Genomic DNA, 21,179 nt, shown 5'->3' on the forward strand with positions numbered 1-21,179 from the left:
AAGTTTATATGTTTATAATTTATTGTTCAGATAATATTTCAGATTCTCTTTAAGGAGAATATCGATAGGCATCAGATTCACCTTTTCACTGCTCTGTTTGAACAACAGATGATTACACAATGATTTAATACCATCATATCCCTGACGCTCCGGACGTTGCGCAATCAATGCGGTTATCACACCTTCGGAAAGCAACTGTGTATTTCTCCCGATAAGGTCATAACCAACCAGTTTGACAGATTGCATTCCTCTCGCTTTCAGGTAATTCCCTAAAATATAGCAAGTTGAATTAAAAATAACAGTCCCATTTATATTCGGATTAGCTTCAAATATTTCATCCAGCTTCATGAAGTTATACACTGAATCATTTATTTTCAGCTCTACTTCATGCAGATTTCCGTTGAACCCTGTTTCCGTGAGATAATGGCAGAAACCTTCCCGCCTGTTCTTTCCCTGATTAGAGTCATTCTTCCCACTATGAATAATTCGCGCCATCAATATATCGGAAGACGAAGAAAGCCGGTCCATCAACAATCTGGCAGCAATCACTCCGGCATCATAAGACTCCGTTCCGAAATAAGCCAGTTGATGTTGCCCTCCAATGTTGGAGTCAACATACACATAAGGTATTTCATTCCTGTCAAGTTCCTGCGAAAGCCGGATAACAGAATCCGTAAACAAAGTCGCAATCAATACACCATCTACTTTCTCATTCAGCAGATTACGGATGATATCATCAAAAGTCTTGTTATTATATTGATCGAAAAAGAGTTTGGTAATGGTGATGTTATACGATTCCATTTCCGACGCTGCTTTATCTATACCTTCCGAAATAGCTTCCCAATACTCTCCCTGAACAAAAGAAGGAGTAATCGCAAGAAGATGATATTGCTTTTTGGAGGCCGCCAATGAACGTGCCATCAGATTGGGCTGGTAATGTACCATCTCCAGAATCGCCTGTACCTTTTTCCTGTTTTCTTCAGATACCCTGCCACGATTATGTATTACACGATCTACCGTGCCAACAGAGACTCCTGCCATCTTGGCAATGTCTACAATCCGAATATTTGAAAACTCTTTATCCATCTATTGATAAGTATCTTGTTTTTCATCGGCAAAAGTAAAATGAATTATTGAATTAAGCAATAGTGTGTGCGCACACACATAACACACAATAAAGAACAGACTACTAATAATCAGCAAGTTAACCACAACAGCAAGGAAGTATACATGTTGTTAAACATAAGAAAAAGTAAAGATAGTATAGATAAAAAAGTACTTATCAGATGAGAAACCAGAGGAAAAGTAGCTTTTGATTCTTGAAGGAAGTGAAAATAATGGAGAAGATACACCAATATGTGTTCGTGCACACATCATTCAAATAGTGACTGATAAGGCTAGAAATAAAAGATTAAACGTATATAAAATAAAACAGGTAACCGATTCTATTTAAATCGATTACCCGTTTTGGAATTCTTATTTTCCCCACTTATCTTTTGCTTTTCCGGCCACTTTATCGGCTTCATCTGCTACTTTATCAGCAATTTCCGCACCGGCTTCTACTGCTTTAAGTCCAAGATCCACTGCTTTTCTTTCAGCATGAGCAGCAGCTATTTCAGCATCACGACCTATGCGATGGATAGCATTATAAATTTCACTTTCTAATTGTTTTGCTTTTGCTGTACGTGAAAGACGATAAGCTACTGCGCCAAGGATTGACCCAATTCCGAGTCCAATCCAGAAATTTCCATGTCTACATTCCATAATCAAGTTCTGTTTTTAGGATTAAAAATAAATTATATAAATATCTATTTAGATTTCGAGAATAAAGAAGCAATCCACAATACAAGGATAGCTCCTACGGTGGAAGTTATCAAACTTCCGATCAGTCCTGAAGCTGCCAGTCCGAAAAGGGCAAACACCCAACCGCCCAGTACACCTCCAAGAATACCAAGTAATAAATTTATAACAAGACCAAAACCTCCGCCGCGCATTATTTTACCTGCGAGGAATCCAGCCACAATACCAATAACGATATACCATATAAAGCCCATATAATCCTCCTTTTTTATTTAACAACAGTAGGTATGAAGAATAGTTCAGTCACTCAAAACTGAATTAACGACAATTTACAATCCTTAGTCTTAGAGCTTTATTCCTATCATATTGAATTAATCACAGCAAATATATATTGAGAAACGGGAAGTTTCCGTACCTTTGCAGCCGATTTTTCAGGAACACTTCAATAGTAAATAGGTATTATGGTACAGAATCAGGAACAACCCGTAGGAAAAATTACATTTTCCATTTTGATTGCATTGAGTCTTTCGCATTGCCTCAACGATCTTTTACAGTCGGTGCTATCAGCATCTTATCCTTTATTTAAAGATGATTTAGGACTTAGTTTCGCGCAAATCGGACTTATCACACTAGTTTATCAACTTTCCGCTTCAGTTTTTCAACCGATTACCGGAATTTTCTTTGATAAGCATCCCGTCGCATGGTCATTGCCTATCGGAATGAGCTTTACACTGATTGGTTTGATAAACTTAGCATTCTCTGATAATCTATACTGGATATTAGCCTCCGTATTCTTAATCGGAATTGGCTCTTCCGTACTGCATCCGGAAGCCTCCCGTATCACGTTCCTTGCCTCCGGCGGAAAACGTGGACTGGCACAATCACTCTTTCAGGTAGGTGGTAACTTCGGAGGTTCATTAGGCCCTTTGCTGGTTGCTCTGTTGGTGGCTCCTTATGGCAGGCAACATCTCATCGTATTTGCATTTGTGGCTTTAGCTGCTATCGGAGTGATGTACCCAATTTGCAAATGGTATAAATCATATCTAAACCGGATGAAAGTACAGACTGTCAGTGTCAGAAAACCAGTTCATCTTCCTTTGCCTATGGATAAGACAGCCCTTTCAATCGCGATATTGCTGATTCTGATTTTCTCCAAATATATTTATATGGCAAGTCTCACCAGTTATTATACTTTCTACCTGATTCATAAATTCAATGTAAGTGTACAAGATTCGCAGCTATATTTATTTATTTTCCTGGTAGCTACTGCTATCGGAACATTAATTGGCGGACCTGTCGGTGACCGTATCGGTCGGAAGTATGTGATTTGGGCTTCTATTTTAGGAGCTGCCCCATTCAGTTTACTAATGCCACATGCCAATCTGCTGTGGACTATTATCCTTAGCTTCTGTGTGGGATTGATGCTTTCTTCCGCTTTTCCTGCCATATTGCTTTATGCACAGGAGTTGCTTCCTACCAAACTTGGATTGATATCCGGTTTGTTCTTTGGATTTGCTTTCGGAGTGGCTGGTGTAGCATCTGCTGTACTTGGCAATTTAGCGGATAAAACGAGTATTGAATATGTATATAATATCTGTGCTTACATGCCGCTGCTGGGATTGGTCACGTTCTTTTTGCCTAATTTGAAGAAGAAAAAGATTGGATAGAAATCTATATAAATAAAATCGCCCTGCTATAATGATTATAGTGAGGCGATTTATATTATTTATAATCTGAACTCGTCTTCACATTTTTAGCTTCAATATCTACTTGATTGCCCTTCATAGATACGTTTCACAGAAGTGACATTGGGATATGTTTTATTATATATTTTCGTTACATCTTCTACTAACCAACAATACAGTGGGCCAAGAGCGCGAGTAACATCATCTTCTGATGGAGTTTTTTCTGGAGAGGTGAAATAAAGCACATGGTCTATATCATTATAATTCACATAAATAAAAGAAGTAAATGTCTTTTCATCCGTTTGCCTTATCTCTCTGGTAAAAGAAGCAGTAATAACGTTAGATATATCATCCTTTGAAGGAATTACAGTAAGCGTACCACTATCTTTTGTATCATAAATAAATTTAATTCCGCCAGTTACATGCATATCCGAGCTTGCAATAACTTGATTTTCTAAATCTACTTTCTCATCACCCTCAAGTCCTTCGACTTTTACACTTACTTTCTTTGTAGTAAAGGATTTCGTACCTTTGATTATCTTTACATCAATTTTAGCAGTCAGTCCATTCGCATCTTTCACTACAAGAAATGTTGTTCCCAATTGAACGGGAGCTATCATCACATAACCATATTCTTCCTGAATCTTAGCTTTTGCTATCTCTTCATCACCAGTTTCTACAGTATAAGGAGCTACCCCACCTGTCATTCCTACAGCAGCACCATCAGTTATCTCCATTACTATATCACTAATAGGTTGATCTGGGAAATAAATATCATCTATTTCATAAAGAAAGAAACGCTCATCATTGTTATCACAGGATACTAATCCTAAGCCAATGAACAACAATAAAAATAAAAGTCTAGTTTTCATACTTTAATTTGTTAATTTGTGAGTAATAATTATCCTACAAAGTTACAATAAAACAGTTACATAACCTACGAAACTCTATTCTATTAACATACTTAACAGAAGAAAGAAAACGACCGGTATGCATCGTCACGACGTATACCGGTCTACAAGTTAAGGTCAAAGTCAAAAAATTAAGAGAGCTATTTATATGTTAGGGTTAGCGTTTATTTCTTTCTGGGGGATAGCATACAAATAATAGGTGCTATTTGCTGTAAACGGTTTACCGTTCGGGAAGTTAAGGAACCAATGTCCCAGAGGATTTCGTTTTTCAAAGCTACCACCCTCCTGCCAGCAATCGACTTCTGTCTTCTGCATTTCATCAGATAAAGCAGTACGTACTACGGAACCCTGTGTACGAAGTATATCTGTAATACCGAATCCCTCTCCCCAAAGTTCACGGCGGCGTTCCATCAGAATCTCATTGAGAACATCTTCCTGTGATTTCCCTGTCACGTCATAATCTCCCACTCCACGGGCATTGCGCAACGTATTCAATGGAATAACAGCCTGATTCAAAGCCACTCCATCACGAACTTTCGCCTCCGCTTCTATCAAATACATTTCAGAAGCACGCATCAAGACCAGATCAGCTGTATCATCTGCACGCATGTGGAATTTCTTATATCCCAGATACCCTTCACGCATCCACTGAAACAAAGGCAAACGAATGTCACCCTCGATAAAGGTATCTTTTAGATGAGGATCGGCCATAAAGCTACTATAAGCTCCGACGTATGTTGCATCCAGATAATAGAAGTTGTAGCTGGCATCCGATTGGGAAGGTATTTGAGGAAATCCCCATATCCATTCTTTATTGGAAATATTATTGAAGCCTTCGTATTCGGCTGTCGTTGTCATCAACGCATATCCTGTACGTGCGGCTTCAGCTGCTTTCGCTGCCTCTTCCCACTGCCCTGTCAACAGATAAGCACGAGCCAAGAGGCCATCCACCACGGCAACATCCGGTTTAAATTTCTGGTTATCACCACTCCTGACATAGTTCTTCAAATAATCCTGTGCCAGGTTCAGATCATCAAAAATACGCTGATAAACCTGTGCCACCGTTGATTTTCCTTTCGGAACTGTCGAACTATTACTCGGTTCGGTATATATAGGAACACATGGAGCATCTTTATCTTTCAGATAAGTGAATTGATAATGCTGCACCAAGTGTAAATAACAGAAAGCACGCAACGCCAATGCCTGTCCCTGCGCCTGCCGGAGCTCCTCCGAATCTCCCTGAATGGAAATGGCAGTATTACAGTTATCGATCGTTTTATATATCAGATACCAAGCAAATTCTGTTCTATTGTTTGAAGGTAACGCTATATCGTTAAACTGATACGAAGAGTTGAAACCGTATTTCGGACGGGAAACAATATCACTTGCCATCATGTCATCCAGACACTGAAGCGCCCGATAACCGATATTGGCATAAGTACTTGAATAATCAAACAGATTATACCAGGCACCATTCACAAGTGCCGCTGCATTTTCGGGCACAGGTACTTTTTCTGAACTTACCGCATCCGTTGGGTCCGTATCCAAAAAACTGCTACTACAACTCGTTGCCAGGAAAAGTCCGGCAACTGCGGCAAGAATGGATTTAATTTTTATTTTTCTCATAATTTAGTCTGAATTTAGAAAGAAACGTTGATACCTCCGGAGATCGTTCGCATAGCCGGATAACGATAATAAGTGATACCGGTAATTCCCTGTTCAGGGTCTAGTCCCTGATTCCGGTGAATGGTAAACAGATTATCTCCTTGTACATATACCTGTACACTGCTCAATGATAACTTACTAATCCACTGTTTGGGTAAGTTATAGGAAAGAGTCAGGTTTTTCAATCGCATATACGAATTATTCTGCAAAAAACGGGTAGAAGCCGAGTTCCAGTTATTAGTGGTAGTACTCAAAGCGGGAACATCTGTATTACGATTGTCGGGAGTCCATCTTTTTAGAATCTCCGTCGACCAGTCACGTCCTTCCAGACTTCCGTTGTGCAGGATCATTGTTATATCACGATTATAGATATATCCACCGATACTATAAGCAAAGATGGCAGAAAGATCAAATCCTTTCCAGGAAAGAGAGGTATTGAATCCACCGTATACCTTCGGGAGAGATGATTTATTGACGTAATAATAGTCAGCCGAACCGTAATCGTTTGTTGTGACACGTTTTCCGGTCGGATTGTGATTTTCATCTTCTTCATCCATATACCACAACGGATCTCCGTTCTCCGGATCTACTCCCGCCCACTCTATCATATAGAAATCATAAACAGAACGGCCTACCTGCAATTTGTTCACTCCACTTTGCGGCATATCTTTCAAAGGAAGATCCGTCACCTTATTTTTATAATGTGTCAAATTCATACCCAGTTTCCATACCCAACCATTCTGATTAATAATCGTTCCGTTCAACACCATTTCTATACCTGTATTCTTCAAGGCTCCTACATTCTCGTCAATAGAGCCATATCCCAGGGAAGGAGCTATCGGACGTGAGTAAAGCAAATCTTTCGAACGACGTGTAAAGAAGTCAAACGAACCGGAAAAACGGTTGTTGAACAGGGAGAAGTCGATACCCACGTTAAAGTTGAGGTTCGTTTCCCATTTCAGGTTCGGGGTCGCCATACGATCGGACACTAACGCATTTTCTCCCAGATTGGAGACAATGGTATAAAGTCCTTTACTCGCATAATACGTACCCAAATTATCGTTTCCCTGTGCACCATAGCTCATTTTCAGGGTTAAGGCAGATAACCAGTCGGAAGTGCTTGCCATAAACTCTTCCCGGTCGATACGCCAGGAAGTACCCAGCGACCAGAAATTTCCCCAGCGGGTTTCGGGTGCAAAACGTGAAGAACCGTCGCGACGATAAGATGCCGAGAAGAAATATTTATTCTGATAATCATATAACGCTTGCGTCAGATAACCCACCAATGCATAGTCGATGCGATATCCCGAACCTCCGGTCAGTTGTGAACCAACTACCAATTCCGGCATATCAGGCTGCGCCATTTTGGAACGTGATGCCGTCAGTTCATCGTAGCGGTAAGAATAAGCCTCCACACCGGCAAGAACATTAAAATGATGTTCACCGATTGTCTTGTCATACGTAGCGATATTGTTCCACGTCCAGGAGAAAGTGCGGGTATTCATCCGGCTGACGCCGCCTCCGTTTTCTTTAGCCGGACCTAACTTCGGATTCGTATAATCCAATGTATTATAATTAATCAAGTCAAAGTTGAAACTTGTCTTGAATTTCAGTCCTTCAATAATCGTAGCTTCTAGAAAAGTACGACCGGAGACTTCATCTTTCATTCGTTCCGATTTATCCAAAGGCAAAGTAGCCGGAAGGTTCCAGTTTGCCATCGAACCGGAAGGACGATAGGAACCGAAGTCATAAATACGGTCTCCACTCTCATCCAATTTGTAGCTACCATCGGTATTCATTTCATAAATCGGATAAAATCCCGGCATGGTACGCCCTGCGGTAATCACGTTACTGGTTTTGGAGTCAGAAGAAACCGGATAATTCTGCATGGAATGTGCGAAACTCAAGTTGACGCCTCCCTTCAACCAGGAAGTCATCTCGCTGGTGATATTGGAACGAAGATTGAAACGCTGGTAACCGGATTCGAGTGCAATACCTTTATCATTCAGGTATCCGGCAGAAAAGAAATACTGATTCGCTTTTCCACCTCCGGAAACACTTAGATTCAACTCTGTGCGAAGCGCCTGTTGTTCCATGGCGTCACTCCAGTCTGAATTCCATAACGGACAGGCACCTGCCACCAGCTTTCCATCTGTACCGACCGGTTGCGCATATTGAGGGCCATAGGGGTTCGGGCCACCTCCCATTAATTTCGTTACCAAGTCTTTGGATGCTTGCGTGGCGGCAGTTGCCGGAGTATAATCCGCACTCTTGGCATACTGATTGCGAAGTGCTTCCCAATATAATTCAAAATATTGGTCGGTACTGACACGATCATAATCACGCACGGCACGGTTGGAACCTCCTAAGGAAGCTTTCACCTTTACCGTTGCTTTGGTATTTTGATCTCCCTGCTTGGTGGTGATAATAATCACTCCATTCGCACCACGGGAACCGTACAAAGCAGCAGAGGCCGCATCTTTCAATACTGTCATCGAAGATATGTCATCCGGATTGATAGAGTTCACACTACCATCAAACGGTACACCGTCCACTACATAAAGCGGAGCGCTGGAAGCGTTGATAGACCCGATACCACGAATACGGATTTCCGCATCCGTACCCGGCTGCCCACTTGCCGCACTTGCCTGTACTCCGGATACCGTACCCTCTAATACACGTGATATGCTGGAAGTCTGTAACTTTTCAATCTCACCTGCCTTCATCGTCGAAGCTGCTCCGGTAAAACTATACTTTTTAGCGGTAGCATAAGCTACTACCATTACTTCTTCCAGTTCCTTACTTTCCGATTCCAACGTGACATTAATCACACTCCGGTTATTCACCGGTTGTTCTACTGTTCTCATTCCTACAAAACGGAACACTAAAGTACCGGTAGCAGGAACCTCAATCGAATACTTTCCATCAATATCGGTAATGGTGCCGGAAGATGCTCCTTTCAATTGTACGGAGACACCAGGCAAAGGTTCTCCTTCAGAAGTCACCGTGCCTGTCACGCGTTTCTCCTGCTGTGCTTCCGCATATACTATATTTCCTACAAAAAGCAGAAGAGACACGACTAATAAACGTAAATAGATTCTCATAATTTTGTGGCTTAAGATTTATTTGCTTGTTGTAACTAACAGTACATTGAACTTTTTTGTTTAGGAAACGAAACATTTTTTAGAAGATTGCTAGTATAAATCAACGAAAGATAGTACATTCGTGAAACTAAAAATATCTATACCAACAAAGAACCACATGGGGAAACGGGTTATTCTATATCTTTTTCTGTTATTTTCACTGTCCTTACAGGCGCAGACTGAAGAGAAAGTCTCTTTAGGCAACGATAGTACAGAAGTAGATTCCACAACAACCGCCAAGCCAAGTGCTTTTAAAAGAGCGATCAAGAAGTTTATGAACTTCAGTGATTTCGATACGCTCTATATCAGTCCCAACCGTTATAACTATGCGCTGATGGTTACTCATTTCAGCAACTTTGAGTATTATTCTATCACCAGTGAATTGCCGCAGCCACAGAAACTTAGTTTTTCTCCCAACCCACACAACAAGATAGGATTGTATTTCGGCTGGCGATGGATTTTCCTGGGATGGTCTGTAGATGTGAACGATATTTTCAAAAAAGGTACCCGAAAGAACAGAGGAACAGAATTCGATCTTAGCCTATACAGTTCCAAACTGGGTGTGGATATCTTCTATCGCCGCACTGGTAATGATTACAAAATACATAAAATCAGAGGATTTTCAGACGATATCCCCTCCAACTATTCCGAAGATTTCAGCGGAATAAAGGTAGATATCAAAGGACTGAATCTATATTATATCTTCAATAACCGTAAATTCTCCTATCCTGCCGCATTCAGTCAGTCCACCAATCAACGACGCAATGCAGGTACATTTATTGCAGGTTTTTCCATTTCAAAGCATCATCTCGACTTCGACTATACAGCACTTCCGGGATTTATCCAGGAGGCGATGAATCCTGCCATGAAAGTCAAGAATATTAAATACACCAATGCCAATATCAGTTTCGGCTACGCCTACAACTGGGTCTTTGCCCGCAACTGTCTGGCATGCCTGTCTCTCACCCCTGCCATTGCCTACAAAGCTTCCGATGTGGACGCAGAAACAAATGAAGCAAAAGCATGGTACGGTAAATTCAATCTGGATTTTCTGGTTCGGGCAGGGATTGTCTACAACACAGGCAAGTATTACGTAGGTACTTCTTTTGTTGGAAAAAACTACAATTATCATCGCAACAATTTCTCTGTCGACAATGGATTCGGTACTCTCCAAATATATGCCGGATTCAACTTCAACACCCGCAAAGAATACAGGAAAAAGAAATAATTCCACAGAAACTAGAAATCATCAACTTGCTTGCTTATCCAAAGAATCTTTGTACATTTGCCACGTTCTAACGAACAAAAGTAAAAAAATCAATGAAGCAACAACGCCACATACAGACCACACGCACTCTTCTTTCCCGCTTTCGCTACTGGGGAAGAAAGAACTATGCTGCCTTTGCAAGTATGGGACGCGAATTCCAAATCGGTCATCTGCATACCAATGTAGTAGACGTTGCTCTTCGTAAGCAGAATGCTGCACAAACTATCCCTTATCATACATTTATGACACTTCAGGAAATCAAAGACCAAGTGTTGGCGGGTATCGACATATCACCCGACCAAGCTGCTTGGCTAGCCAACATGGCTGACAGCGAGGCGCTTTATGCCGCCGCACATGAGATTACCGTCGCGCGTGCTTCGCACGAGTTCGACATGTGTTCCATCATCAACGCCAAGTCCGGCCGATGTCCGGAAAACTGCAAATGGTGTGCACAATCCTCCCACTACCAGACTAAAGCCGAGATTTACGATCTCCTTCCCGCTGAAGAATGTCTTCGACAGGCCCAATACAACGAAGCCCAGGACGTCAACCGATTCTCCCTCGTTACCAGCGGACGAAAACCATCTCCCAAACAGATTACCCAACTTTGCGATACAGTCCACTATATGCGTCGACATTCGTCGATTCAACTTTGTGCTTCTCTGGGACTGCTCAATGAAGAGGAGTTGCGTTCCCTGCATGAAGCAGGAATCACCCGTTATCACTGTAATCTGGAAACTGCCCCGTCTTATTTTTCCAAACTCTGCTCTACGCATACGCAAGAACAGAAACTGGCTACTCTCGATGCAGCCCGTCGTGTGGGCATGGATATCTGTTGCGGAGGTATCATCGGCATGGGAGAAACGATGGAACAACGGATTGAATTTGCTTTCACATTGGCAGAACTGAATGTTCAATCCATACCTATCAACCTGCTTAGTCCGATTCCGGGAACTCCACTGGAAAACGAGCAGCCTCTAAGCGAAGAAGAAATACTTAAAACCATCGCACTCTTTCGTTTTATCAATCCGACCGCTTTTCTGCGTTTTGCCGGAGGACGTTCACAACTTTCTTCCGAAGCGATGCACAAGGCATTATATATCGGAATTAACTCGGCTATCGTAGGCGACCTATTGACAACACTCGGCTCCAAAGTATCGGAAGACAAAAAGATGATTCAGGAAGAAGGCTATCATTTCGCCGATTCCCAATTTGATCGCGAGCACATCTGGCATCCGTACACTTCGACTACCGATCCGCTTCCTGTCTACAAAGTAAAACGGGCAGACGGCGCTACCATTACCCTCGAAGACGGACGAACGCTCATTGACGGAATGTCTTCCTGGTGGTGTGCAGTGCATGGATATAATCATCCGGTATTAAATCAGGCGGCAAAAGAACAATTAGATAAAATGTCTCATGTCATGTTCGGAGGACTGACGCATGATCCGGCCATTGAACTGGGGAAACTGTTATTGCCTTTGGTTCCTTCCTCCATGCAGAAAATATTCTATGCAGACTCCGGTTCGGTAGCCGTAGAAGTGGCACTGAAAATGGCTGTACAATATTGGTATGCAGCAGGAAAACCGGAAAAGAACAATTTCGTGACTATCCGTTCCGGCTATCACGGTGATACGTGGAATGCCATGTCTGTATGTGATCCGGTGACGGGTATGCACAGTCTTTTCGGTTCGGCATTGCCTGTACGTTATTTTGTCCCGTCCCCCACTTCCCGGTTCGACGGAGAATGGAATCCGAAAGATATACTACCTCTACAAGAGATGATTGAAAAACATTCAAAAGAGTTGGCGGCGCTTATTCTGGAACCGGTGGTACAGGGAGCAGGCGGGATGTGGTTTTATCATCCGCAGTACCTGCGCGAAGCAGAAAAGCTTTGCCGGAAGCACGATATTCTTCTTATTTTCGATGAGATAGCAACGGGATTCGGACGAACCGGTAAACTTTTTGCTTGGGAACATGCCGGAGTAGAACCGGATATAATGTGTATCGGTAAAGCACTGACTGGAGGATATATGACACTTTCTGCTGTATTGACCAGCAACCGGATAGCAGATACAATCTCTAACCACGCACCGGGAGCTTTTATGCACGGACCTACATTTATGGGGAATCCACTTGCGTGTGCAGTGGCTTGCGCTTCCGTTCGCCTGCTGCTCGAATCCGGTTGGCAAGAGAATGTGAAGCGAATCGAAACTCAACTGAAAGAAGAACTGGCTCCTGCACGGGAATTTCCGGAAGTGGCTGATGTACGAATACTCGGAGCCATCGGAGTCATTGAGATGAAACGTCCGGTAAATATGGCCTATATGCAACGAAGATTTGTGGAAGAAAGAATCTGGGTACGTCCCTTTGGCAAGCTGGTATATCTGATGCCGCCTTTCATCATCACTTCGGAACAATTAAGCAAACTGACTTCCGGCTTACTTAAAGTTATTCAAAAAAGATGACAGATAAGAAGAATATTACCAGATTTTCACCCAAGAATCTGTTCCTCGGTGAGCAAAAGGGTGTTCCTCGGTGAGGAACGGGCCTTTCCTCACCGAGGAAGGATGCCTTGGTCGGTGAGAAACTTTCGGGATACTTCTTTAGACAATAAACATCTTATAGACAACCGATTACGCTTTCAACCATCCATATATCGAATACTTATTACTTAAAACAATAATTCATGACATTAGAACATATAAACCAGGAACTCCAGACCTTGAAAGAGAAAAAGAACTACCGTTCTCTCCCACCGCTAATTCACGAAGGACGAGATGTTCTGCTGAACAGACAACGAATGTTGAACCTATCTTCTAATGATTATCTCGGGCTGTCCAATGACATTTCATTGAGGAAGGAATTCTTAAAAACACTCACCCCTGAAACATTCCTGCCTACTTCCTCCTCTTCCCGGTTACTGACCGGCAATTTTAGTGACTATCAGAAGTTGGAGCAACAGCTAGCCACGATGTTCGGAACGGAAAGTGCACTTATATTCAATAGTGGTTATCATGCCAATACAGGAATACTTCCTGCCATTTGCAATACTCACACACTGATTCTTGCCGACAAGCTAGTGCATGCAAGCCTGATAGACGGAATTAAATTATCATCAGCTAAATGTATCCGGTATCGTCACAATGATATTTCCCAGTTACAACGACTGATTGCTGAAAATCATAACGCTTATGAGCAGCTTATTATTGTTACCGAAAGTATCTTCAGCATGGATGGCGATGAAGCTGATCTTCCCACTCTCATTCAACTCAAAAAGAGTTATTCCAATGTTCTTCTTTATGTAGATGAGGCTCATGCTTTTGGTGTACGAGGAAAAAAAGGATTAGGATGTGCCGAAGAACAGGACTGTATCAACGATATAGACTTTTTAGTAGGAACATTCGGAAAAGCCATTGCTTCGGCAGGTGCCTATATTGTCTGTCGGCAACTCATTCGGGAATATCTTATTAATAAAATGCGCACGTTTATATTCACCACCGCACTTCCTCCTATCAATATCCAGTGGACTTCGTGGGTGTTAGAACGCCTTTCAGCTTTACAACATAAGAGGGCTCACCTGCTACAAATCAGTGAAAAGCTAAAGGTAGCCCTTACAGCCAAAGGATATAATTGCCCATCGGTGAGCCATATTGTACCTATGATTATAGGAGCCAGTGAAGATACCATATTGAAAGCAGAAGAACTCCAGCGCAAAGGATTCTATGCATTGCCCGTCCGTCCACCTACCGTACCCGACGGAACTTCACGTATCCGTTTTTCACTGACAGCGGACATCACTGAACATGAAATTGACCAACTCATCAAACTGATAAACGAATGAAGCAGCATTTTATCATAAAGAATAATCAGAAGCATCTATTGCTTTTCTTCGCCGGTTGGGGGATGGACGAAACTCCTTTCCTGACCATTCATCCTACAGATAAGGACTGGATGATTTGCTATGATTACCGTTCATTAGCATTTGATACCGACTTATTGGAAACCTATTCCCAGATTACACTTATCGCCTGGTCGATGGGAGTCTGGGCAGCTTCGCAAATCATGAAGCAGTACCCACATCTGCCTGTCTCCCAAAGTATCGCCATCAACGGCACCCTCTACCCCATACACGAAACCAAAGGCATCGCTCACTCTATTTTCGATGGCACACTTCAAGGGCTGAATGAACAAACCTTGCAAAAATTTCAAAGAAGAATGTGTGGTTCAATAGCTGACTATAAAACTTTTCAAACCATATCCCCCCAGCGTCCGATGGAAGAACTCAAAGAAGAACTTGCCGCTATACAACAACAATATTTATCATTGCCGCCCTCTGATTTTAAATGGCAAAAAGCTATCATAGGAAAAGGCGACCGCATTTTCCTCCCGGATAACCAATATTTGGCATGGGAAAACCAAGTGGACTCTCTTGAACAAGTGGAAGCGGCACATTACCAACAAGAGCTTTTTAACACGATACTCATGCAGCCGGAGAACTGATGCATCCATCATTTTAAAATAAAGTGATTATCAAGTATATCAGTCTATTAAACAAATATTGATTATGAATAAACGACTAATCGCAGAACGTTTTTCAAAAGCTATCACTACCTATCCAAAGGAAGCAAACGTGCAACGGCAAATAGCAGGTAAAATGATTCGTTTGCTTACAGAACACATACCTTCTCCCTGCTCGAAAGTAATTGAATTTGGCTGCGGAACCGGTATTTACTCCCGTATGCTACTCCAAGCCCTCCGTCCGGAAGAGTTATTACTTAATGACCTTTGCCCCGATATGAAATATTGCTGTGAGGACTTATTAATGAAGAAGCAGGTTTCTTTTCTTCCGGGAGATGCCGAAACTGTCTCTTTCCCCACCGAAAGTACATTGATAACTTCCTGCTCCGCCTTGCAATGGTTCGAATCACCGGAAAACTTTTTCGAAAGGTGTAATACCCTACTCAATAATCAGGGTTATTTTGCTTTTAGCACTTTTGGAAAAGAAAACATGAAAGAAATACGCGAACTTACCGGCAACGGACTTCCTTATCGTTCACGGGAAGAGCTCGAAGTAGCTTTGTCACCCCATTTTGACATACTGTATTCAGAAGAAGAGCTTATCCCGCTTTCGTTCGAAGACCCGATAAAAGTACTATATCACTTGAAGCAAACCGGAGTCAATGGCTTATCAACGCAATCCTCTCCTACCGGAAAACAAGAGAACGATTTGTGTTCATCAGACAACAATTCAAAAAATAATTTTAAGAACAATCTCCCCCAACAACAATGGACTCGTCATGACTTGCAACTCTTCTGTGAACGTTACACGCAGGAATTTACTCAGGGCGCTTCTGTGTCCTTAACATATCATCCCATTTATATCATCGCAAAAAAGAAAAAAGTATGAAACAGAATGTATATTTCGTAAGCGGTATCGACACTGATGCCGGAAAAAGCTATGCCACCGGCTTTCTAGCTCGTGAATGGAACAAGAATGGCCATCGCACCATCACCCAGAAATTTATTCAAACGGGAAATGTAGGTCATTCCGAAGATATTGACCTACATCGGCAAATCATGGGAATCCCTTTCACCAAAGAAGACCAAGAGGAACTAACCATGCCGGAGATTTTCTCTTATCCCGCCTCTCCGCATCTTGCTTCCCAGCTAGATAACCGTCCCATCGACTTTGATAAAATAAAACGTGCGACCGAAGAATTGAGTGAACGGTATGACTCTGTTTTACTCGAAGGAGCAGGCGGCCTTATGGTTCCCCTCACTACTGAACTTTTAACCATTGACTACATCGTCCAAGAAAAATATCCGCTTATCTTTGTTACTTCGGGCAAACTGGGGAGTATCAATCATACCCTGCTTAGTCTCGAAGCAATACAAAAACGCGGCATTGTACTAGATACCGTATTATATAATTTATATCCTACCGTAGAAGACAAGACGATTCAGAATGATACAATGGAATTTATCCAGACCTGGCTGAAAAAGTATTTTCCGGAAACGAAGTTTATACTGGTTCCGGAAATAAAAAAGAATCTATAGAAAAGTAATCACCGACTACTTTCACTCAACAACAATCGTACTCTTGTGTGGATTATGGCTATCATAAGTAACTTTCACCGGATACATATAGCCATAATCCTTTTTTTAAACAGTAGTCGAATATTTATCTAAAGCCTTTCTCAATGTTCTTTCCGAAATCGGTTTGGTCACAAAGTCATTACAACCCATCTCCAATGCCAATTCTTTATCCGCCTCAAAAGCATAAGCCGTCAAAGCAATGATCGGAATTTCTTTAGAATAAGAGCGGATAATATGGGTTGCTTCCAGTCCATCCATACGCGGCATTTTTACATCCATCAGGATTAAGTCCGGTTGGTACTGCTTATACATTTCGATAGCTTCCACTCCGTCTTTAGCCCAAAGCAATGTATATTCCCTGCCAATCAGATTCTTCAGCAAGATAAAATTGCTCTCCACATCTTCTGCTACCAGAATCTTCTTAATCTGTTGTACACGATTGACTGTATTTCCTTTAGATACCACTTTCGACTCTTTAAAGAATTTACCATGCTCTCCGGTTTCTTCATAAGGGATCGTGAAATAGAATGTGGAGCCTTTACCCAGTTCGGAAGTCACCCCTATTTCTCCACCGATTTTTTCGATAATCATCCGACAGATAGACAGACCTAATCCTGTCCCTTGGGCAAAAGAGTTCAGTTTGACAAAACGCTCGAAGATATGATCTACCTTTTCCGATTCTATCCCTATTCCTGTATCCTTTACATACACACGAATATCCTTATCCATTCGTCCAAAACCAAAACGGATCTCTCCTTCATAGGTAAACTTACTTGCATTAGTCAGGAAATTCGTTATCACCTGCATGATACGGTTCTGATCTCCCTCCATGAGTAAATCCTCCTCCTCATTATCAAAGACAAGAGTTACCCCTTCTTTCACACGTTCTTTATGAACAGTATAAATTGTTCGGCAGACCTCTCCCAGATTCATTGGACGTTTGATATATTCCAGTGTTCCGGCTTCTATCTTCGATAAATCCAGAATATCATTAATCAATTGCAACAAGATATCCGAATTCTGATTGATAATACCCGAATAGAGCTTTTTCTCTTCAGCAGTTTCGGCAGAAGGCAATAATTGGGAGAATCCTACAATGGCATTCAGCGGGGTCCGGATCTCATGACTCATGTTAGCAAGGAAAGCACTTTTCAATCTGTCGGATTGCTCCGCTTTAATCCTTGCCTTGATTAGTTCCTGCTCAATATTCTGAAGATTAGTAATATCCCACGAAATGCCAATCAGCAAAGGTTTACGTCCCTCCATCGGTACGAGTGCTTTCAAAGTTTGCACGATACGTGCTTCTCCATTAGCGGACAGATAAGTTTCCTGCATATCAATACGCTTATGAGTCTGGAGTAATTCCAAATCATCCTTACGGAATTTCTCCGCGTCTCCGTGCACCGGAAATATCTCATAATCCGTATGCCCGATAGCTTTAGATGCCGGAATACCCGAATGATCGGCAAATGCCTTATTCCAATATAAATATCTAAGATCATCTTCCGGATCTTTCACAAACAAATAGACCGGAATATTATTTAAAATGCCATCTAATAACAGATTCAGTTCACGGAGTTCATCCCGTTTCTTGATAACATCGGTAATGTCCTGCGTAAAGAACCAGGTGAGTTCCTGATTATTTTCACGAATCAGGAAAGTAGATACCTGATGTACTCTCTCCTTCGTATGCCCGTAAGGTATATAAGCCGCCCGATAAGCCAGACTTCCTTCATGATCGCGTATCACCTGGAGCTTTTGTTCCCATGCCTCCTTGTTGGTCATAGAGACACGCAAATCATATATTTTTTGTGTACCCAACTCCTGCGTTACACCGTATTCTTCTATAAATTGCTTATTTGCATAAACCAGCGTTCCATCTTCCGCCACAGCAAGAATACTGTCACTCACCTTATCAAGCACACTTTTAAAAACTTCCAATTGTCTTTGGGTAGCCACTCGTTCCGTTATATCACGACACATGATCAGCACATATTCCTCATCCAACGGAAAGATACGGTTCTCGTAATAATGGCGTTCACCATTAAAATCCAGTTCATGGTGTGCAGTTGAAACAGTTCCGGTGGTGATAGCATGACGCATATTGGAGTGAATATTCTGATATGCTTCCGGCGGAACCATATCCTGCATACGCATCCCTCTAAAATCCTTGTTTGATATTCCTACATGGTTGGTTTCCTCATTGGAAACAACTTCAATACCTACCTCACTCTGATTGAAGACAGTCAGCATATCGGGAAGAGAGTCTAGTATTCTAACAGCATATTTTTCTTTAAAACTAACAGGACGATCGTTATATTTCTCATCCCTAAGGGTAGAAAGTTCTTTTCTAAGCTGCTCGTTTTCTTTTTTAAGTGCTTCTAACTGTTCTAATAATGCTTCTTTGCTTTGTTCGATGCTCATAATGTAACGGTGTAAATACGTACTTATCTGCCAAAAGTAAATATTTTTTTGAATAAAAGCACGTATTTACCCCGTTTTTTTCAAAGAATTACTCAATTACCATAATCCGGTCGTTCAATCCCACCTTCATGCCATCTTCCACGAATACTTCTTTCACAACTCCATCCGTCACCGAACGTATCTCATTCTCCATTTTCATCGCCACCAATACACAAAGCGGATCACCCCGCTTCACGAGATCTCCTTTCTTTACATACGTCTTCAGGATAACTCCCGGCATCGGTGCCTGTACCACCTGACGCCCTACGGATTCAGCAGCAGTACGGGCATTATGTATCTTCTCCATTTCTCCCTGCAATTCAATCTGATAAAGCTCCCCTTTATTCATAATCGTATATGAATTATTGGAAGAAGGAGAAATCTGCACTCCATGCGAGTGGTGATCGATGATGATCGAATGGATAGAGTCGCCACCCATGTTATAATCGACCTCATATATCTTACCATTGACTGCAATCTTCTTAATTGGTCCGTCCTCCAGAATCTCCACCTTATATTCACTGTCCGGCATATCCTGGAGCTTGGCGTAATATGTAGCTAATGTTGTACCCATAATCTGTTCCGTTATTTATTAGTCTCAAATCAATAATTATTAGCAGTCATCTGCAATTTACCATAATACTTCCAGAGTGATTCTCCTACTACCGGGAGTGTTGTTGCACGGGAAGCCGCTTCTTTCTCGCGCTCGTAATGTCGCACTGCGGCAGCAATGACAGCCACTGTCGGATCTGTATTCTGACGACGTTTCAGGTCTTCCTTATCGAAGCGTGTATCAATAAACGTCGTGTCATATTCACCTTTCAGGAAAGCTGCGTTCTTCAATACACGTTGATGGAAAGGAATCGTTGTTTTAATTCCCAGAATCTTATACTCGCGCAAAGCACGTGCCATATTGGAAATGGCAGAAGCACGGGTACGCCCCCAACAACATAGCTTGGCAATCATCGGGTCATAATGCAGAGAGACTTCAAATCCGGCATAAGCGGCACTGTCAAGACGCAGGTTACGTCCCTCGGGAGCTTCACGGACAGTAATCACACCGGGAGAGGGCATGAAGTTATTCTCCGGATCTTCGGCGTAAATACGACATTCGATCGCTGCTCCGCTAAACTCAATATCATCCTGTTTGTAAGGTAATGGATTTCCGGCAGCAACAGTTATCATATCCCGTACCAAGTCAACGCCTGTGCACTCCTCCGTCACAGGATGCTCTACCTGCAAACGGGTATTCATCTCGAGAAAATAGAAGTTCTGGTCCTTATCCATCATAAACTCCAATGTCCCGGCACTGTAATAACCTATTTTTTTACAGGCTTCCACGGCTACCTTCAACATCTTCTTTCTCGTCTCCTCTTTCACAAAAGGAGAAGGACTTTCTTCTATCACCTTTTGGTTACGACGCTGAATGGAACATTCACGTTCATACAGATGAACGACATTTCCATACTTATCTCCCATGATCTGAACTTCGATATGATGCGGATTCTCAATATATTTTTCAATATAAACCGCATCATTGCCAAAGGATGTCCCTGCTTCGGATTGCGACAAACGGAGAGCAGTTTCCACCTCTTCTTCCGTACGTACCAGACGCATACCTTTTCCTCCACCTCCCGCAAGTGCTTTCAGCATAATGGGATAGCCAACTTCATTAGCTACCTTCTTCACTTCATCAATGCCCTGTACCGGTGTTTCGGTTCCGGGCACAATAGGCAATCCTGCTTCCCGCATAATCTTACGGGCCTCCGTCTTGATTCCCATTTTGGAAATAATATCCGCACTCGGTCCGATAAAAATCACTCCCTCTTCTTCGCAACGGCGGGCAAAATCCGCATTCTCCGACAGGAAACCATATCCCGGATGAATAGCGGCTCCGGTCTTTTTGGCAATGGACAATATCAATTCCGGCTTTAGGTAGGAGGTATCTTCGGGCGATTCGGAGATGCAATAGGCTTCTTCCGCATAACGCACGTGCAAAGCTCCGCGGTCTACATGGGTATAAACAGCCACTGTCGAGATATTCATCACCCGACAAGTCCGAAAGATGCGCATCGCTATCTCACCCCGGTTGGCTACTAATATTTTTTTTATCATAATCTTTTTCTTTTTAGAAGTCAAAACTTAA

16 protein-coding genes are annotated in these 21,179 nt (G+C 42.2%); 7 read left to right on the forward strand and 9 right to left on the reverse strand.

All coding sequences use genetic code 11. The annotated features are described in order from the left end of the window. Nucleotides 1-12: 12 nt before the first annotated feature. The 3 genes from HMPREF9010_RS13785 to HMPREF9010_RS13775 form a co-directional block, all read right to left on the reverse strand. Nucleotides 13-1,086 (reverse strand): substrate-binding domain-containing protein, encoded by a 1,074-nt coding sequence (locus HMPREF9010_RS13785; protein WP_008648646.1) that lies wholly within the window; start codon nt 1,084-1,086, stop codon nt 13-15. Nucleotides 1,087-1,476: 390 nt separating this feature from the next. After that, on the reverse strand, nt 1,477-1,764 hold the full coding sequence (locus HMPREF9010_RS13780; RefSeq protein WP_004297124.1) for a YtxH domain-containing protein: 288 nt from the start codon (nt 1,762-1,764) through the stop codon (nt 1,477-1,479). Between the two features lie 44 nt (nt 1,765-1,808). Continuing rightward, nucleotides 1,809-2,054, reverse strand: a complete 246-nt coding sequence (locus tag HMPREF9010_RS13775) for a GlsB/YeaQ/YmgE family stress response membrane protein (RefSeq protein WP_004297125.1) — start codon at nt 2,052-2,054, stop codon at nt 1,809-1,811. Between the two features lie 207 nt (nt 2,055-2,261). Here HMPREF9010_RS13775 and HMPREF9010_RS13770 point away from each other — a divergent pair, with 207 nt between their 5' ends. Beyond that, on the forward strand, nt 2,262-3,467 hold the full coding sequence (locus HMPREF9010_RS13770; RefSeq protein WP_008648647.1) for an MFS transporter: 1,206 nt from the start codon (nt 2,262-2,264) through the stop codon (nt 3,465-3,467). A 92-nt stretch (nt 3,468-3,559) separates the two neighbouring features. Here the strand turns inward: HMPREF9010_RS13770 and HMPREF9010_RS13765 are convergent, their stop codons facing one another. The 3 genes from HMPREF9010_RS13765 to HMPREF9010_RS13755 all read right to left on the reverse strand — a co-directional run bounded on the left by HMPREF9010_RS13765 (nt 3,560) and on the right by HMPREF9010_RS13755 (nt 9,165). Then, entirely contained in the window at nt 3,560-4,357 is a 798-nt protein-coding gene (locus HMPREF9010_RS13765; RefSeq protein WP_008648648.1) for a hypothetical protein, read from the reverse strand. Between the two features lie 183 nt (nt 4,358-4,540). Then, entirely contained in the window at nt 4,541-6,022 is a 1,482-nt protein-coding gene (locus HMPREF9010_RS13760; protein ID WP_008648654.1) for a RagB/SusD family nutrient uptake outer membrane protein, read from the reverse strand. A 14-nt stretch (nt 6,023-6,036) separates the two neighbouring features. Further along, nucleotides 6,037-9,165 carry a SusC/RagA family TonB-linked outer membrane protein gene (locus HMPREF9010_RS13755; RefSeq protein ID WP_008648658.1) on the reverse strand — a complete coding sequence of 1,043 codons (3,129 nt, stop codon included), beginning with the start codon at nt 9,163-9,165 and terminating at the stop codon, nt 6,037-6,039. Between the two features lie 157 nt (nt 9,166-9,322). Between HMPREF9010_RS13755 and HMPREF9010_RS13750 the strand changes: the two genes are divergently transcribed. From HMPREF9010_RS13750 to bioD, 6 genes are all read left to right on the forward strand, one after another. Then, nucleotides 9,323-10,432 carry a DUF4421 domain-containing protein gene (locus HMPREF9010_RS13750; RefSeq protein ID WP_004326647.1) on the forward strand — a complete coding sequence of 370 codons (1,110 nt, stop codon included), beginning with the start codon at nt 9,323-9,325 and terminating at the stop codon, nt 10,430-10,432. 92 nt (nt 10,433-10,524) lie between these two features. Further along, nucleotides 10,525-12,939, forward strand: a complete 2,415-nt coding sequence (gene bioA / locus HMPREF9010_RS13745) for an adenosylmethionine--8-amino-7-oxononanoate transaminase (RefSeq protein WP_008648662.1) — start codon at nt 10,525-10,527, stop codon at nt 12,937-12,939. Between the two features lie 221 nt (nt 12,940-13,160). After that, a complete protein-coding gene (locus HMPREF9010_RS13740; RefSeq protein ID WP_008648663.1) occupies nt 13,161-14,315 on the forward strand; it encodes an 8-amino-7-oxononanoate synthase in 1,155 nt (384 codons plus the stop codon). Beyond that, nucleotides 14,312-14,974, forward strand: a complete 663-nt coding sequence (locus tag HMPREF9010_RS13735; protein WP_004297134.1) for a DUF452 family protein — start codon at nt 14,312-14,314, stop codon at nt 14,972-14,974. Before HMPREF9010_RS13740 ends, HMPREF9010_RS13735 begins: the two co-directional genes overlap by 4 nt. 64 nt (nt 14,975-15,038) lie before the next feature. After that, nucleotides 15,039-15,881 (forward strand): malonyl-ACP O-methyltransferase BioC, encoded by an 843-nt coding sequence (gene bioC / locus HMPREF9010_RS13730; RefSeq protein ID WP_008648664.1) that lies wholly within the window; start codon nt 15,039-15,041, stop codon nt 15,879-15,881. Beyond that, the gene (gene bioD / locus HMPREF9010_RS13725) at nt 15,878-16,531 is read left to right on the forward strand and encodes a dethiobiotin synthase (protein ID WP_008648667.1); all 654 of its coding nucleotides are present in this window, start codon (nt 15,878-15,880) and stop codon (nt 16,529-16,531) included. Before bioC ends, bioD begins: the two co-directional genes overlap by 4 nt. 105 nt (nt 16,532-16,636) lie before the next feature. Here bioD and HMPREF9010_RS13720 read toward each other — a convergent pair whose 3' ends face one another. The 3 genes from HMPREF9010_RS13720 to accC all read right to left on the reverse strand — a co-directional run bounded on the left by HMPREF9010_RS13720 (nt 16,637) and on the right by accC (nt 21,148). Then, on the reverse strand, nt 16,637-18,994 hold the full coding sequence (locus tag HMPREF9010_RS13720) for a PAS domain-containing protein (RefSeq protein ID WP_008648669.1): 2,358 nt from the start codon (nt 18,992-18,994) through the stop codon (nt 16,637-16,639). Between the two features lie 88 nt (nt 18,995-19,082). Continuing rightward, entirely contained in the window at nt 19,083-19,607 is a 525-nt protein-coding gene (locus HMPREF9010_RS13715) for a biotin/lipoyl-containing protein (protein WP_004297139.1), read from the reverse strand. Between the two features lie 29 nt (nt 19,608-19,636). Further along, entirely contained in the window at nt 19,637-21,148 is a 1,512-nt protein-coding gene (gene accC / locus HMPREF9010_RS13710; RefSeq protein WP_004304129.1) for an acetyl-CoA carboxylase biotin carboxylase subunit, read from the reverse strand. Nucleotides 21,149-21,179 lie beyond the last annotated feature (31 nt).

The sequence above is a fragment of the Bacteroides sp. 3_1_23 genome (assembly GCF_000162555.1).
Taxonomy (GTDB): domain Bacteria; phylum Bacteroidota; class Bacteroidia; order Bacteroidales; family Bacteroidaceae; genus Bacteroides; species Bacteroides ovatus.